The organism is Litorisediminivivens sp. KMU-197, assembly GCF_056858395.1.
Window position 1 is genome coordinate 67765 of sequence record NZ_JBXEQG010000013.1, and the last position, 16060, is coordinate 83824.

Annotated in this window: 15 protein-coding genes and 1 tRNA gene; 7 read left to right on the plus strand and 9 right to left on the minus strand. The window is 64.8% G+C overall.

What is annotated here, in order from left to right; genetic code table 11:
* Window positions 1-27 precede the first annotated feature (27 nt).
* Window positions 28-1224, minus strand: coding sequence for a Zn-dependent hydrolase (locus tag AC04PT_RS18475; protein ID WP_482875258.1), 1197 nt, complete (start codon window positions 1222-1224; stop codon window positions 28-30).
* Between the two features lie 170 nt (window positions 1225-1394).
* On the opposite strand from AC04PT_RS18475, the gene AC04PT_RS18480 reads away from it, so the two are divergent.
* Complete coding sequence (locus AC04PT_RS18480; RefSeq protein ID WP_482875259.1) at window positions 1395-2027, plus strand: MT-A70 family methyltransferase; 633 nt, start codon at window positions 1395-1397, stop codon at window positions 2025-2027.
* A gap of 40 nt (window positions 2028-2067) precedes the next feature.
* Here the strand turns inward: AC04PT_RS18480 and AC04PT_RS18485 are convergent, their stop codons facing one another.
* Entirely contained in the window at window positions 2068-2838 is a 771-nt protein-coding gene (locus tag AC04PT_RS18485) for a BglII/BstYI family type II restriction endonuclease (RefSeq protein ID WP_482875260.1), read from the minus strand.
* A gap of 155 nt (window positions 2839-2993) precedes the next feature.
* Here AC04PT_RS18485 and AC04PT_RS18490 point away from each other — a divergent pair, with 155 nt between their 5' ends.
* Together AC04PT_RS18490 and AC04PT_RS18495 are read left to right on the plus strand one after the other, a co-directional pair.
* Window positions 2994-3644, plus strand: a complete 651-nt coding sequence (locus AC04PT_RS18490; RefSeq protein ID WP_482875261.1) for a histidine phosphatase family protein — start codon at window positions 2994-2996, stop codon at window positions 3642-3644.
* A 10-nt stretch (window positions 3645-3654) separates the two neighbouring features.
* On the plus strand, window positions 3655-4710 hold the full coding sequence (locus tag AC04PT_RS18495) for a saccharopine dehydrogenase (RefSeq protein ID WP_482875262.1): 1056 nt from the start codon (window positions 3655-3657) through the stop codon (window positions 4708-4710).
* A 52-nt stretch (window positions 4711-4762) separates the two neighbouring features.
* Here AC04PT_RS18495 and AC04PT_RS18500 read toward each other — a convergent pair whose 3' ends face one another.
* The 4 genes from AC04PT_RS18500 to AC04PT_RS18515 form a co-directional block, all read right to left on the minus strand.
* Window positions 4763-5485: a metallophosphoesterase gene (locus AC04PT_RS18500; RefSeq protein ID WP_482875263.1), complete on the minus strand. Its 723-nt coding sequence runs from the start codon at window positions 5483-5485 to the stop codon at window positions 4763-4765.
* Window positions 5486-5646: 161 nt separating this feature from the next.
* The gene (gene serA / locus AC04PT_RS18505) at window positions 5647-7248 is read right to left on the minus strand and encodes a phosphoglycerate dehydrogenase (protein WP_482875264.1); all 1602 of its coding nucleotides are present in this window, start codon (window positions 7246-7248) and stop codon (window positions 5647-5649) included.
* 91 nt (window positions 7249-7339) lie between these two features.
* On the minus strand, window positions 7340-7822 hold the full coding sequence (locus AC04PT_RS18510) for a hypothetical protein (protein ID WP_482875265.1): 483 nt from the start codon (window positions 7820-7822) through the stop codon (window positions 7340-7342).
* 3 nt (window positions 7823-7825) lie between these two features.
* Window positions 7826-8980 (minus strand): phosphoserine transaminase, encoded by a 1155-nt coding sequence (locus AC04PT_RS18515; protein WP_482875266.1) that lies wholly within the window; start codon window positions 8978-8980, stop codon window positions 7826-7828.
* 384 nt (window positions 8981-9364) lie between these two features.
* Between AC04PT_RS18515 and serB the strand changes: the two genes are divergently transcribed.
* Together serB and AC04PT_RS18525 are read left to right on the plus strand one after the other, a co-directional pair.
* On the plus strand, window positions 9365-10240 hold the full coding sequence (gene serB / locus AC04PT_RS18520; RefSeq protein ID WP_482875267.1) for a phosphoserine phosphatase SerB: 876 nt from the start codon (window positions 9365-9367) through the stop codon (window positions 10238-10240).
* A 122-nt stretch (window positions 10241-10362) separates the two neighbouring features.
* Window positions 10363-10962 carry a glutathione S-transferase family protein gene (locus AC04PT_RS18525; protein ID WP_482875268.1) on the plus strand — a complete coding sequence of 200 codons (600 nt, stop codon included), beginning with the start codon at window positions 10363-10365 and terminating at the stop codon, window positions 10960-10962.
* Between the two features lie 20 nt (window positions 10963-10982).
* Here AC04PT_RS18525 and AC04PT_RS18530 read toward each other — a convergent pair whose 3' ends face one another.
* From AC04PT_RS18530 to AC04PT_RS18540, 3 genes are all read right to left on the minus strand, one after another.
* Window positions 10983-11189: a DUF1127 domain-containing protein gene (locus AC04PT_RS18530; protein WP_482875269.1), complete on the minus strand. Its 207-nt coding sequence runs from the start codon at window positions 11187-11189 to the stop codon at window positions 10983-10985.
* A gap of 513 nt (window positions 11190-11702) precedes the next feature.
* A complete protein-coding gene (locus AC04PT_RS18535) occupies window positions 11703-12914 on the minus strand; it encodes a winged helix-turn-helix domain-containing protein (RefSeq protein ID WP_482875270.1) in 1212 nt (403 codons plus the stop codon).
* A 69-nt stretch (window positions 12915-12983) separates the two neighbouring features.
* Window positions 12984-14009: a LacI family DNA-binding transcriptional regulator gene (locus AC04PT_RS18540; RefSeq protein ID WP_482875271.1), complete on the minus strand. Its 1026-nt coding sequence runs from the start codon at window positions 14007-14009 to the stop codon at window positions 12984-12986.
* Between the two features lie 161 nt (window positions 14010-14170).
* Between AC04PT_RS18540 and AC04PT_RS18545 the strand changes: the two genes are divergently transcribed.
* Both AC04PT_RS18545 and AC04PT_RS18550 read left to right on the plus strand, forming a co-directional pair.
* Window positions 14171-15829 carry a tryptophan halogenase family protein gene (locus tag AC04PT_RS18545; RefSeq protein WP_482875272.1) on the plus strand — a complete coding sequence of 553 codons (1659 nt, stop codon included), beginning with the start codon at window positions 14171-14173 and terminating at the stop codon, window positions 15827-15829.
* Between the two features lie 56 nt (window positions 15830-15885).
* Window positions 15886-15962, plus strand: a tRNA-Arg gene (locus AC04PT_RS18550).
* The last annotated feature ends 98 nt before the right edge of the window (window positions 15963-16060 follow it).

Here is a 16060-nt window from a genome sequence, read left to right on the forward strand (position 1 = left end):
CGAAGCGGTGGATGCGAAGCACCCATCCTACACCGTCAACCGCGCGACCGCTGCCGCCATGACCTCGAGACCGGTCACCAGGTCGGCCTCGGCGGTATCCTCTGTAAAGTCGTGGCTGATGCCCCCGATCGAGGGAACGAAGAGCATCGCCACCGGCATCAGCCGCGCCACGTTGGTGGCATCGTGCAGGGCCCCTGACGGCAGCCGGCGCCAGAGACCAGGCACCTGCGCCTCGGCGGCCTCTTCCAGCGCGCCTCGCAGACGGGGGTCCATCGCCACCGGCTCCAGCCCCAGCATCGGTCCGAAGCTCAGGCGGAACCCCTGTTTCGCCACCTCGGCCGCCGTGGCGCGGATGATGTCCTCCATCCGCTTCAGCCGCGCGGCATCGCCGTCGCGCCATTGCATCGAGAAGGACACCTTGCCTGGAACAATCGACGAGGCGTTCGGATGCAGGCTGACGTGGCCGATGGTCCAGACCGTCGCCGGCGTGACCACATTGCGGAACCGTTCCGTAATCAGGGTATTGAACCGGGCCAGCGCCTGAAAGGCATCGCGGCGCAGGTCCATTGGCGTCGTGCCGGCGTGATTCTGCTGGCCCTCCAGCGTGATCTTCATGTCGCGAATGCCGACGATGCCATCGACCACGCCGATCTTTTCGCCGCTGCTGTCAAGCGTCGGCCCCTGCTCGATGTGCATCTCGATGAAGCCGCTGAACCGTGCCGGATCGACAAAGGCGCCGGTCCTGTCGCCCAGCGCGGCCCGCGCCTCGGCAAAACTCACACCGTCGCGGTCGCACAGTGTGTCGGCCTTTTTCAGGGGCAGCGTTCCTGACCAGATCGCGCTGCCCGTGGTAACCCCGAACCGTCCCTCTTCATCCTCGAAGGAGACGACCGAGACCGGCGGTCCATCGGCCTCCTGCGCCGCGCGGGCAATTTCGAGCGCCGCCATCACCCCGAGCGCCCCGTCGAGCCAGCCACCCTCGGGCTGGCTGTCGCTATGCGAGCCCAGCAGCAGCGACGGCCCCTCGACGAGACCGAAGAGGTTGCCCACCGGATCAACCTGCGGCGTGAGCCCGGCCTCGCGAATCTGATCGGCCAGCCAGTCGCGGGCTGCGATGTCGGGCCCGGAGAAGGCAGGGCGCACGACACCCTTGCCGACACCCGACGCCCCGAAGGTGCGCAATGTGTGCAAGGATGAGAGAAAGCGGGTGGGATTGACCTGCATGATGTCCTCCTGTCGGCGCACTGAAACCCGAAACGCAGGTGCCGTCAAACCCGGCCAACGTTGCCGCATCACAACTCTTGCAGCGTCACCGTCTTGCTTCATTGATCTTTAGCAAATGTTCGCATAATGTTCACTTGCTTCCACGGCCCGAGAAACGCAACATGTACGACATGCAAAGTGATGCCTCCCAAGATCTGGAAAAGTTTCTGGACGGTCGCCGGTTCGGTACCGTGCTGGCGGATCCGCCGTGGCGGTTCACCAATCGCACTGGCAAGGTCGCGCCCGAGCATCGCCGGCTGGCGCGCTATCCCACGCTGGATCTGGACGCGATCTGTGACTTGCCGGTGGCCGCGCACCTTGAAGATGCGGCGCATTGCTATCTCTGGGTGCCAAACGCCCTGCTGCCTGACGGGCTGCGCGTGCTGCAGGCCTGGGGATTCGAATACAAGTCGAACCTGATCTGGCACAAGATCCGCAAGGACGGCGGGTCTGACGGGCGTGGTGTGGGGTTCTATTTCCGCAACGTGACCGAGATCGTGCTGTTCGGCGTGCGCGGCAAGAACGCCCGCACCCTGCCGCCGGGCCGTCGCCAGGTGAACATGATCCAGACCCGCAAGCGCGAACATTCGCGCAAGCCCGACGAGCAGTACAAGCTGATCGAAGAATGCAGCTGGGGTCCCTACCTTGAGCTCTTCGGTCGGGGCGTGCGTGATGGCTGGACGGTCTGGGGCAACCAGGCGTCCGATGATTACAAGCCCGACTGGAAGACCTATTCCTACAACTCTTCGGTCGCGGCCGAGTGATCCCGCGTCCCGGACCTGATCCGGGATCTCCAGGCCCACATCACAACAGCCGTGCGGCCTCCTCAACGCCGGGTAGCCGGTCCATCGTCACCCGCTCCACCCCGATGCCGATCAGGATTAGCGGACACGGATTGCCGACGCCGCGCCGCACCCTGTCCAGCAGCTTCTCCCAATGGGTAGTGGCCGTTCCGAACTTGTCGGCCACGAAGGCGCGGGCAAAGGCATCCCGAAAGCTCACGCCGGCCCGCATCTGCCGCGCAACGATTTCCCGCTGGCGGGCGGTGCGCTCCTTCATGTCGAACACCGCGAGGCCGTCTTCGCCCTCGACCCCGTGCGTCGCAAGGCAGGCCGACACAAGGTTGACCATCTGAGCCTGAAGCGAGGCGCCGCGGGTCACCACGATCCCGAAGCTGATCGCCGACAAGGCGTGCAGCCGCTGGAAGTTCTCGAGGTCGCGGTCGAAGAACGGGTCCTTGTTGTTCCACTCGATCTCCAGCGCGATCGTCCCCTTGGCACCGCGTCGGACATGATCGATCTCGTGGCTGATTGCCTCACGTTCCATGCCGTCGATGGTCGAGCGCTGGATAAAATTGTGCTTGTGCCAGCCCTTGGCCGCAAGGTCGCGGCGCAGACGCTGGGTCGATCCGGCCTCGCCGCCGCCTGAAGAGATCAGATCTTCCGCCGATATCCGGAACGCGCCGAGCGCGGCGCAAAGCTCGCCGATCTCGTCGGGAAAGTCATGCGCCACGATCGCCTCGGCGTGGTTCGTCGACGCGATCTGGTATCCGGTGTCGCACAGGGCTTCAAACATGCGCCGACCCTAGAAGCCAAAGCACAGCAAGGCAATCTGCCCTGCGCCCACCGCCCGATGGGTCGTTGCGAGACCCGGCCTCCGGTCGGCAGGTCCGCCGCCTCTTCCCCCTGCCCTGCCGCTTAGGTAGGAACAAGCGCATCAGGAGACGCCGCATGACCCACATCACCCTCATTCGCCACGGCCAGGCCAACACCCACGCCACCACTGCCGAGGCCTACGACCAGCTGTCCGAGCTTGGCGCGCAGCAGGCCAAGTGGCTTGGCCAGTACCTCCGCGATACGCAGGCCAGTTTCGATCATGTCTGGGCGGGCGATATGTCACGCCATCGCGCGACCGCCAGCGGCATGGGACACGACGCGCCCCGTATCGACCCGCGGCTCAATGAGTTCGACTATTTCACGATCGCCCGCCTCGCCGAGCTGGAACAGGGTCTGCCCGCTCCGCAAAGTTCGGAGGATTTTGCCCGCAATATCCCGCAACTCATGGAGTTCTGGCGCGACGACGCTTTTCCCGACGCACCCGAACGGTTTCAGGATTTCGAGGACCGTGCGCAGGGCGCCGTCGACGACATCCTGAATCAGGGCGGCCGCGCGCTGGTGATTACCTCCGGCGGCCTGATATCCATGGTTCTCCGGCAGGTGTTACGTCTCGACATCCCCGAGATGACACGGCTGATGTTCCTCCTGCGCAACTCCTCGGTGACCGAGATCGAATATGTCCACGGTCATCTCATGCTCTCGGTCTACAACGCCGTCCCGCACCTCGCCCCGCCCGAGCGTGCCCACGCCCGCACGTTCATTTGAAGGAAAGACCATGACACATCTCTGGGTCCGCGCCGAACAACGCGCCAACGAGGAACGGGTTGGCCTTAGCCCCGAGGGCGCGGCGCAATTGCTGTCCCGGGACATCGATGTCACCGTCGAGGAAAGTTCTGTGCGCGCAATTTCGGTCGATGGCTATCGCTCCGCCGGCTGCGCCATTGCGCCCGAAAACAGCTGGCCCGAGGCCCCCGCCGACGCCGTCATCTTCGGCCTCAAGGAACTGCCCGAGGACGGCACGCCGCTCACCCACCGTCACATCATGTTCGGCCATGCCTACAAAGGCCAGCCTGACGGACAGGTGCTGCTGAAACGCTTCAAGGCCGGGGGCGGAACGCTCTACGACCTCGAATACCTCGTCGACGACACCGGCCGCCGCGTCGCCGCCTTCGGCTACTGGGCCGGTTTCGCCGGCGCCGCCGTCACGCTGCGGTGCTGGGCCGCGCAGCAACAGGGCAGGCTCTGCCCCCCGGTCGCCACGCACCCGTCCGCGACGCACCTGAAGGAGGACCTCGAAGAGCTGCTCTCTTCCACCGGCAAGCCCCGCCCCGACGCGCTTATCATCGGCGCGCTGGGCCGGGTCGGCACAGGTGCGGCCGACCTGTGTGATGCGATGGGCGTGGACACGACGCGCTGGGACCTGGCCGAAACCGCCCACGGAGGCCCCTTCCCCGAAGTGCTGGACCACGCCATTTTCCTCAACTGCATCCTCGCCCGCCCCGGCACACCGGTCTTTGTCCCGGCCAACGCCTTGACCGGCCCCCGCACCCTGCGCGTGATCGGTGATATCGCCTGCGATCCGACCTCCGACTTCTCACCCATCAAGGTCTATGACCGCACGACCACATGGGACGAGCCGGCACTCCGCGTCCATGACAGCCCGCCGCTCGACGTCACCGCCATCGACAACCTGCCGTCGATGCTGCCGGTGGAAAGCTCCGAGGACTACGCGGCGCAGCTTCTGCCCTCGCTGCTTGCGCTCGGCGATCTGTCCTCGGGCGTCTGGGGCCGCGCTGGCGCGACCTTCCACCATCACGTCGCAAAGGTCTGACGGCGGAACCGCGCCGTCGAGTGTAAGGCCCCGAGTCAGGCCCGGGACGTAGTCAGCTCAGCACGGTCCGGCCCAGTTCGTTCAGCGAAAAGACATCGCCGTCTTCGAACACGCCCACCGACAATGGCCGGCCATACCCCGCCCCGGTGTCGAGGTTCACCCGGTTGCCGTAATGCATCGGCACCTCCACCGGCGTGTGGCCGTGCACCACCAGCGCCTCCCAGGATGTCCTGACCTCGTGGAATTCGTCGCGGATCCAGACCAAATCGTCCTCCGCCTGATCCTCCAGAGCGATCCCCGGCCGCAGACCGGCATGAACGAAGATCAGCCCGGGCTCGCGGTGCATCACCTTGAGGCCAGCCAGGAACCTGCGATGGCTCTCCGGCACCGCCGTCCGGGCCGCCTTCAGCACCTCGTCCACCGACATGACCTCGTGCAGTTCGACCCCGTAGGAGGCCAATGTCGCCGGCCCGCCCAGCGCCGGATGCAGCCAGCCCGCGCCCGAGGCAATCCGCCCGTCGTGCACAGATCCGCTGTCCAGAAATCTCCGGAACATGCGGTCATGATTGCCCAGCAGGACTTGCCAGTCGCGCCCCTCGGCGACACCGCGCTGAAGCAATTCGATCACACCACGGCTGTCCGGCCCGCGATCCACCAGATCGCCCAGCAGTACGACACGCGCGCGCGGACCGCCGTCGTCCTCGATCCAGTCCATCGCCCGACGCAGCATGCCAAGCTGCCCGTGCACATCGCCAATCGCATAGATCGGTGCCATGTCATCTCACTTTCTTCGCCGCCGGCATACCACGCCGAAATCGGCGATACAGCCTTCCAAAATACGTCGGGGCCCGCAAGCCGGGCAGAGCCCCGTCCTGCCCCGCAAACCAAAACGCCGCCCTCGGCAGAGAGCGGCGTCACGGCGAACTAACCGTCAGGTCAGGAGGCGACGTCGAACTCGAGCGGTTTGACCTGCCGGAACATGCCGGTGGCCGTCAGCTTGTCGAGCACCGGCGAGGGCACGCGGTCATCGACATAAAGCAGCGCGATCGCCTCGCCGCCCTTGTCATGGCGTCCAAGGGTGAAGTTGGCGATGTTGACACCATTTTCGCCCATGGTCTGGCCCAGCGTGCCGATAATCCCCGGCATGTCCTCGTTCGAGGTATAGAGCATGTGCGCCCCGATCTCGGCATCGATGTTGATACCCTTAATCTGGATGAACCGCGGCTTGCCGTCCGAGAACACGGTGCCGGCGATCGAGCGCTCGCGCTTGTCGGTCACCACCGTCACCTTGATATAGCCCTCGAAGGCACCGGATTTGTGCTGGTTGGTGGTCGAGATCTTCACGCCGCGCTCTTCCGCTATCACCGGAGCCGAGACCATGTTCACTTCGGGGTTGGCGCGTTTCATGATGCCGGCGATCACCGCGCAGTTCAGCGCCTCGAGGTTCATTTCGGCCACTGACCCGTCGTAGAGGATGTTGATCGCCTTGATCGGCTCGTCGGTCATCTGGCCGATGAATGCGCCCAGGTGCCCGGCCAGCTTGACCCAGGGGCCCATGACCTTGGCTTCCTTGGCGGTGACAGACGGCATGTTCAGCGCGTTCTCGACCGCACCGGTCAGCAGGTAGTTGGACATCTGCTCGGCGACCTGAAGCGCGACGTTCTCCTGCGCTTCGGTGGTGGCGGCGCCCAGATGCGGCGTGACAACCACGTTGGGCAGCCCGAACAGCGGGTTCTCCTTCGCCGGCTCCTCCGAAAAGACATCGAAAGCCGCGCCGGCGACATGGCCGGACTTCAGCGCCTCTGCGAGGGCTTCCTCGTCAACCAGCCCACCACGGGCGCAGTTGATGATCCGAACGCCTTTCTTGGTTTTCGCAAGGTTGTCCTTCGACAGGATGTTGCGAGTCTGGTCGGTCAGCGGCACGTGCAGGGTGACGAAGTCGGCCCGCGCCAGAAGCTCGTCCAACTCGACCTTCTCGACGCCCATCTTGTCGGCCTTCTCCTGGCTCAGATAGGGGTCGTAGGCCACCACCTTCATGTGCAGCCCGCGCGCCCGATCGCAGACGATGCCGCCGATGTTGCCGGCGCCGATCACGCCCAGCGTCTTGGCGGTCAGTTCGACCCCCATGAACTTGGACTTTTCCCACTTGCCAGCGTGGGTCGATGCGCTGGCCTCGGGGATCTGCCGCGCCACCGCAAACATCATGGCGATGGCATGTTCGGCGGTGGTGATCATGTTGCCGAAGGGCGTGTTCATCACGATCACGCCTTTCTTGGAGGCGGTGGACTTGTCGATATTGTCGGTGCCGATCCCGGCGCGGCCGATCACCTTCAGGTTGGTGGCGGCATCGAGGATCTTCTCTGTCACCTTGGTGGCCGAGCGGATCGCAAGACCGTCGTACTGTCCGATCACCTGGGCCAGCTTGTCCTTGTCCTTGCCGAGGTCGGGCTGGAAATCGACCTCGATGCCGCGGTCGCGGAATATCTGCACGGCGGCGTCAGAGAGTTTGTCGGAGATAAGAACTTTGGGTGCGGTCATGGGTAGGATTCCTCATGGATGGCCGGCAACGCCGGGATTGTGTCTTGTCAGATGTGAAGCAGGCCGCCCGTCGGGGCGGGCCCGTGAAGTCTCAGCGCAGCCAGCAATCCATGCGCGGATAGGGCTGTTTGGCCGATCCCGGCTGCTGACCCTGCGGATCTGCGGTCAGGCCGATCCAGACCAGAAACGGCAGACCGGGGCCCTGTCCCTGCGTGAACGCATCGATCAGCGAAGTCGCCCCGTCCCGATAGGCCATCTCGTGAGAAACGACCTCCGGCGGCAGGTCCAGATGGCGCGCCGCAGCGTAGGACCATGCGGCGGCAGCCATTTCCTCCGCCTTGGTGGGCTTCAGGACCGGCTGCATACGACGCTCCTCATCGGCCACCGCGATATGTCCGGCCTCGTGGAGGATGTCTCCGGTTTGGTCCAGACGGTCGAGGTCGACCAGCAGGGCGCCGCTCTGGATGTCGAGACCGGAGATGAAGGTCTCGTGCTCCAGAGGGCCGCAGCGGACGTCGATCCCGATACCGCGCACGAACTCGAGGAGCCGGGCCGTCACGGGATCGCCGGCCACTGGTCAGGCCGCCTCGGTCTGTTCGGCCAGCGTCGCCTCATATGCCCAGGCAAGCCACGGCAGCAACGCATTGATGTCCGCGGTCTCCACCGTGCCACCGCACCAGATACGCAGGCCCGCAGGCGCGTCGCGATAGGCGCCGACGTCCAGCGCCACGCCTTCCGATTCCAGCCGCTTGGCCACCGCCTTGGCGAATGCCGCGCCATCGGTGATGCGGTCGTCGGTGAACTTCAGGCAGACACTGGTGTTCGACCGTGTCGCGGGGTCGGCCGCCAAATTGGCGATCCAGTCGTTCGCGTCGCAGAAATCCCAGATCGCCCGCGCATTGGCATCGGCGCGCGCCATCAGCCCGCGCAGACCGCCGACCGAGCGCGCCCAATCCAGCGCGACCAGGTAATCCTCGACCGCCAGCATCGAGGGCGTGTTGATCGTCGCCCCTTCGAAAATGCCCTCGATCAGCTTGCCGCCCTTGGTCAGGCGGAAGATTTTCGGCAGCGGCCACGCCGGCGTGTAGCTTTCCAGCCGCGCCACTGCGCGAGGGCTGAGGATCAGCATGCCGTGCGCTGCCTCGCCGCCCAGGACCTTCTGCCAGGAGAAGGTCGTCACATCCAGCTTGTCCCAGGGCAAGTCCATCGCGAAGGCCGCCGAGGTCGCGTCGCAGATGGTCAGCCCGCCGCGATCCGCCGGGATCACGTCGCCCGAGGGCATCCGCACCCCCGAGGTGGTGCCGTTCCAGGTGAACACCACGTCGGTGTCGTAATCCACCGCGTTCATGTCGACGATCTCGCCATAGTCGGCGGTCTTCACTTCGGCGTCGAGCTTGAGCTGCTTGACCACATCGGTCACCCAGCCCGCACCGAAGCTTTCCCAAGCGCACATCGTTGCCTTGCGTTCACCCAACAGCGACCACATCGCCATTTCCACCGCACCGGTGTCCGAAGCAGGCACGATGCCCACCTTGTAATCCGCCGGGATACCGAGGATCGCGCGCGTCTCTTCGATCGCGGCTTTCAGCTTCGCCTTGCCAACGGCAGCACGGTGCGAGCGGCCAAGCGGCGCGTCCGAGAGTTTCGTCAGGTCGAATGTGGGGATTTTGGCACAGGGGCCAGAGGAAAAACGCGGATTTGCCGGCCGCGTTGCCGGTTCTTGCATAGCCATGATGTGCTACCCTTCCAGATAAGCGCCCCTCGTTGGGGAGGGGTGTCCCACCGCCGGACATACGGCCAGCGCGTGCAGCAGGCAAGCCGGAAAATGACCATGAAGCGCCGTTTTTCGTCCTTCGTCCTAAGGCTGAGGTTCCGATAGGAAACCCGCCCTGCCCGATCTCGAACTGCGCCGCCAATCCGTCGCCGCGCCGCAGCGTCTTTTGCATCCGCTCTCGCCGTAGTTCTTTGAAACAGGTTCTTCGGCACCCGTGCCTCTTGGCTGCAAAAACCCGAGCGTTCATCTTCCAAACCCGTTCGTAACACCATCGCGGCCAGACCCCATGGCCCTTGCGGCATCTCTGCGTTAAAGGCAGGCGCAAACGAAGGAGCGCCAGCGATGTATGTCACCACCCTGATCGCCAAACCCGGCACGCTTGATCCCGCCGCTGCCGATTCCCTGCGCAATGCGTGGGGCGGCGGAGCGCTACAATGGCTGGCCGCGGACGAGGCGGCGGAGTTCCCAGTCGCGCAACTGCCCGACAATCGTTGGCAGGTCTGGGAAGAGATGCAGGCGCTGGGCATCGACCTCGTGGTGCAGAAGGCCGAGGGCCGGCGCAAGAAGATGCTGTTGGCCGACATGGACAGCACCATGATCCAGCAGGAATGCATCGACGAGCTTGCGGACGAGGCCGGCGTCGGTGAGCGCGTCAAGGACATCACCGCCCGCGCCATGAACGGCGAGTTGGACTTCGACGGTGCCCTGACTGAGCGGGTTGGCCTTCTGAAAGGCCTTCCCGAAGGCATCATCGCGCAAGTTCTCGACACCCGCATCACCCTCATGCCCGGCGGACCGGAACTGGTGGCGACGATGAAAGCGCAGGGCGGTTATTGCGCGCTGGTCTCCGGGGGCTTCACGGCCTTCACCGCCCGGGTGGCAGAGCGGCTCGGCTTCGACGAGAACCGGGCCAACACGCTGCTGATCGAGGGCGGCGCACTCACCGGCGCCGTCGGCCTGCCGATCCTCGGACGCGAGGCCAAGGTCAAGGCGCTGGAGGAAATCACGGCGCGGCTTGGAATTTCAGAGGCCGACGTGATCGCGGTGGGCGATGGCGCCAACGATCTGGGCATGCTGTCGCGCGCCGGTTCCGGCGTCGCGCTGCATGCCAAGCCCGCCGTTGCCGCGCAGTGCGACATTCGCGTAAACCACGGCGACCTGACGGCCCTGCTCTATCTACAGGGTTATGCCCGGACCGAGTTTGCCAAAACGGGCTGACCGCCATTCAGCTTTGGCCGCGGGCCACGGGGCAGAGACCTTCTGCCGCCCACAATTCTGCCATTGCAGCCGCCACTGCGCGCGGCTTACCCTCGCCCTATTGCAACGCAAGGGGCCGCTTCATGTTCACCGTCATCGGCAACGTCCAGAGCCGCACCTTTCGTGTCCTGTGGCTTCTGGAAGAGTTGGGCGTGAGCTACGAACACCGGCCCGCCGCGCCCCGCTCTGACACTGTCACCGCCCATCACCCGCGCGGCAAGGTTCCGGTGCTTCTGACCGATGGCGTGGCCATTACCGACAGCACGGCCATTCTCACCTATCTCGCCGACCGGCACGAGGCGCTGACGTATCCGGCCGGCAGCCTTGACCGTGCCCGTCAGGACGCCTTTACCTTCGCGGTGCTGGATGAATTGGATGCGGTGCTTTGGACCGCGGCAAGGCACAGCTTCGTGCTGCCCGAAGATCAGCGCGTGCCCGAAATCAAAGACAGCCTGCGCACCGAATTCGCGAGCAATCTGGCAGGCCTGGGCGAGCGGATCGCAGGGCCGTTCGTGATGGGCGATGCGATGACCGTCCCGGACATCGTGCTGACCCACTGCTGCAACTGGGCGGTCTCGGCGAAATTTCCTGAACCGGACGACCGGATGGCCCGCTACCTGTCGCAAATGCGCGCGCGTCCGGCATTCCTCCGGGCGCGCGCTATGGGCAAACCGCAGACCTGAGGGTCCACGGCGCGAGGTCGTCAGATGTGCATCACGTCGGCGAAGACATGCTGCACGATGCGGTCGCGGCGGATGCCGCGCGCGGCCAGTTCCTCGTCCGACAGCGAGTTCAGGAACTCGACCATGCGGACACGATGGTTGTTGCCGGCAATATCGGCGAGGAAGTTGGCGATACGATCGAAGAGCCCGGGACCCTCGACGTGAATATTCGTGGTTGCTTGTACCATGACAGGTATCCTTTCCGTGGCAGGGTCAACTCGGCCCGGCTGATGCGTAACTATGCACCTGCAGCATTGGCTTCCAGTGATCGGATCGAAACCCCGCTCTGCACTGGCTGCATGGCACGGACGGACCCGCGCGAACCCGGACTTCCCTGATCCCGGGGCTGCCGCGCCGCTAGAAGTCTGGCGATGGACTTCGGCCAGCTTCCCACTGCGCTGAGGTCGAGAGGTTAGGCCCTTGATTCACATGGTGAAAAATAGATCATCGCCGCGAAAACCTTGACAGACGCGTCGCAGGCCTGCATCCTGCTTCAATCGTCCGTCCCCGTCGCGCCGTTGCGCTTCTTGCACTGCGTCCTGTCTCCTCCCAAGGGACCGGTGTGACCCGTCCCTGACGCGATCGGACCGGACCAGGCAGCCCCTTTTCTGGGGCTGCTTGCACATGAACCACATGTTTTCGCTTGTCGGTCGCAGCTTTCGGACCCGGCCACGCCTATCCGATCGCACCGTCATGAAAGTTCAGCCGGCAGCGTCCCGCAGCCAACCCGCGGCGAAACGCACGTGCTCCACCCCGGCCAGCCGCGCCACCCTGTCCAGTTCGGTTTCCAACCGATCGCAGCGCCCTGCGCCGAAACGCACGCCCTTCTCGGGCCAGAGCGACGTGACATTCAGCACTCCCGCCCGGCGGTCGGCCTTCATGTCGATACGGCCTACCAAGCGATCCCCTTCGAGCAGCGGGAAGACGTAATACCCATACTGCCGCTGCGCCTCCGGCACGAAAACCTCGATCCGGTAGCGAAACCCGAACAACCGCTCGGCGCGGCTGCGTTCGCGCAGGGCCGGATCGAACGGGCTGAGGACACGCAGTCGCGTAGGAGGGGGCGGCGTATCCCGTGCGGCCGTCTCCATCCCGGCCCAGGCAATGTGCCTGCGCAGGCTGCCGTCGGCAGAGCGGACATCCACTGGCACCACCTCGCCCTGCCGCAGCGCTGCCTCGCTCCAGGCTTTGGCCTCCTGCACCGTGACAATATCCCAGAAGGCCGCGAGTTCACCGCTGGTGGCAAATCCGAGCCGGTTAAGCGCGCCTCGCATCAACCAGTCGATCGTCTGAGCCGTTTGCCACTCGGCCTGACGCAGACCATCCGGAACCACCCGCTCGGCCAGATCGTAGTATTTGCGGAAGGACTCCCGGTGACAGATTTCCAGAGTTCCGGACCGCCACAGGTATTCCAGCGCAGTCTTTCCCGGATGCCAATTCCACCAACCGCCGGCCTTGCGTGGCGTATCGGGCCCAAGGTCGCTGCTGCAGACCGGCCCCCGTTCGCGGATCATCGCCAAGACGCGCGGGATCTCGGCCTCGAAATCATGTCGTTGCCAGTCCTTGTAGCGCTGAACCAGCCGTTCGGCATCGCGGCGACGCTTCATGGCCCAGGCCGGATAGAAGGCCATCGGAATTACGGCGGCGTCATGCGTCCAATGCTCGAACAGCGCCCTGTCACGCGCGAGCAGGCGCTGAAGGTTCTCCGGTCGATAACGCGCCCGGCGCGAGAACAAGATCAGGTCGTGGGCGCGCGCGACGGTGTTGATCGAATCGAGCTGCACGAAGCCCAGCCGATGGATCAGGTCCGCAAGCACGGGCCCCTGCGCCGGTCCCGAGGGACGCTCACCCAGCGCGTGGCGGTCCAGAAACAGCCGCCGGGCCGAGGCATTGTCCAGAATACGCTCCGTCACCCGCCGCTCCCGACCGCCTGTAGGATAGGTGGTTCCGAAACCTGCGGCTTCGGGGTCACCCGTCTTGCCTCAGTACCGTTTCAGCGTGTCGCCAAAGCTGATCGTGGGCGTCATTTCGAACACCCGCTGGCCGTCGTCCTCGCCATCCGCCATGCGCTGGACAAGGATCTCCGCCGCCTTGGCGCCGATGTCGCGGCGGCAGGCGTCCATGGTCGCCAGCTTTTTCGGCAGGCCTTGCAGAAGTTCGACGCCATTGAACCCGGCCAACCCGATTTCGCCGGGAATGTCCACGCCCTGCTCCATCAACCAAAGCAACCCGCCGGCACCGATCATGTCGTTGGAATAATAAAGGAAGTCGAGGTCCGGCGACCGCTCCATCATGGCCTTGGTCATCTCGCGCCCCTTGGCCAGCGCCGAACCGCCGGAATAGAACTCCTGGTCCATGATCTCGACGCCGTTGCGGGCGAGTTCTTCGGTGAAGCCCTCGAAGCGTTTCCGCGCGCGGTGGTCCAGCGGCATCTTGGTGCCCATGAAACCGATGTTCTCGTACCCCTGCTTGAGGATCGCCTTGGCCATCTGCCGCCCGGCCCGTCGGTGCGAAATGCCCACCGCGGCGTCGATCGGGGTTCCGTCGGTGTCCATGATCTCGATCACCGGAATGCCCGACGCCTTGAGCATCGCCGTCGAGGCATCCGACCGTTCGAGCCCGGCGATGATTACCCCCGAGGGCCGCCACGACAGCATCTCGAACAGCACGCGCTCTTCCTTCTCGGGCAGGTAGTCCGTGACCCCTACCACCGGCTGCAGTTCGGTCGTCTCAAGCACGCTGCTGATCGCGCTCAGCACTTCCGGGAACACCATGTTCGACAGCGACGGAATGATCACCGCCACCAGGTTGACGCGCTGGCTGGCCAGCGCCCCGGCGATCTTGTTGGGCACGTAGCCAAGCTGCTTGGCGGCAACCAGCACCTTCTCACGGGTCGCCGCGCTGACGTCGCCACGGTTGCGCAGCACCCGGCTCACCGTCATTTCCGATACGCCCGAAGCCTCGGAGACGTCGCGCAGGGTCAACGGGCGGTTATGGTCTGATGTCACTTGGAATATTCCCGATTGGTATGGCGCGAGACTAGAGCATGCCAGTGGCACTTATCAAGGCAATGGGCGCCCGCCACAGGCGACGAAACCTGCAACCCGCTATGCCGCGACGGCAATCCGTGCTTTAGTCTCGGAAAACATCCGGGCCGGGGGACAGGATCTTGGGCAAACCGCTGCAAACAGTGACCATCGTGGGCGGAGGCACCGCCGGCTGGCTGACCGCGCTGATGCTGCGCACCATGTCCGAGAAATCGCTGCGGGTGCAGCTGATTGAATCCCCCAACATTGCCACGGTCGGCGTGGGCGAGGCCACGGTGCCGCAGATGCCCATTACCCTCGACATGCTGAAGATCCCGACGCGCGAGTTCTTTCGCCGTTGCAACGCCACCTTCAAGCTTGGCGTGATGTTTCGCCAGTGGAACACCGATCCCTCCGGCAAGCTGATTGACTACATGAATCCCTTCGGCAAACCCGCCACCGTTGATGGCGTCGACGCCGCCTACTACCATCAAACCTTCGGCTCAGGCGGCCGCAGTTTCGAACAGACCTTCACCGCGGCGCTCGATCTGGCCTGGGCCAGCAAGGGGCCGATGAACCTCAAGACCGGCAAGCTGCAACCCGGTGTCGGCTTCGCCTACCACCTCGACGCCGGCGCCTTCGCCACGATGATGTCCGAACTCGGCGAAAGCCGCGGCATCGAGCACATTCTCGACGATGTCGAGGACGTGGAGCTGGACGCGCGCGGCCATGTTGCCGCGGTGCAGTTGAAAGAGCGGGGCCGCCATCCGGTCGAACTGGTGGTGGACTGCACCGGCTTCCGCGGGCTGATCATCAACAAGGCGCTCAAGGTGCCGTTCATCGACTATTCGAAATACCTCGGCAACGACCGTGCCCTCGCCCTGCAGATCCCCCACCCCGACCCGACGAAAATCGCGTCATTCACCGCGGCCACCGCGCTCGGCGCCGGCTGGAGCTGGCGCGTGCCGCTGTTTCACCGCATCGGCACCGGCTACGTGTTTTCCTCGGCGCACCGCACCGATGACGCTGCGCGCGACGAATTCATGGCGCACCTCGGTAGCGACGCGCCCAAGGGCGCAGAGCCCCGCGTCATCCCGATGCGCATTGGCCGCAGCCAGACCTTCTGGGAAAAGAACTGTATCGCCATCGGCCTCTCCTCGGGATTCATCGAACCGCTCGAATCTACCGCCATCCACATGATCGACATGGCGATCCAGCGCCTGCTGCTCTATTTCCCCGACAGCGACTACGACGAGGCCAAGCGCAAGCGCTACAATCAGACCATGGATGCGCTCTACAACGAGGTTCTCGATTTCATCTGCCTGCACTACGCGCTGGGCAACCGCACCGACAGCCAGTACTGGATCGATGCCCGCGAGGCGCTGGAGGTCCCGGACCGGCTGGCTCATAACCTCGCGCTGTGGAAGACCCAGCCGACCCATCCGCTCGACCTCGAGACGGGGCACCTGTTCGGGGCACCGACCTACCAGGCGGTGCTGATGGGCAAGCGGGTCTACGACACCGGCTACGGCGACGGCAGCTTCCACCGGCGGACCGCGATGAATCGCGACAGCTGGCTGAGATACCTCAAGGAACACGACCGCAAGCGCAAGGCCACCATTGCGGCCTGTGCCGATCATCGGCTAGGCCTGATGGCGATCCGCGGCGAGGGCGCCCCCGCCATGGGTCGCGGAAGCCCGCTGCCCGGCCTTGGAACCCCGATCAAGGGCAGCCCGGCCGCGGCACTTCAGGCCAAGGCTGCTACGGTGCCGACCGACAACACCGCGCCTGGACTTTTCTGAGCCCCCTCGATTCAAGGGCTGACACGCGGCCCCGGCCGCGTTATTCCACCTCGGACGGCCCCGTGGCTCAACTGGATAGAGCAGCCCCCTCCTAAGGGGCAGGTTGCAGGTTCGAATCCTGCCGGGGTCGCCAGCATCGGTCCCGTAACGCCGATACGATGCGCGGGACTGTCATTGCCGATGACCTGCCCCCCAAGGCTCCCTCATTCATAACGAGAGTCTGCGGGTTTG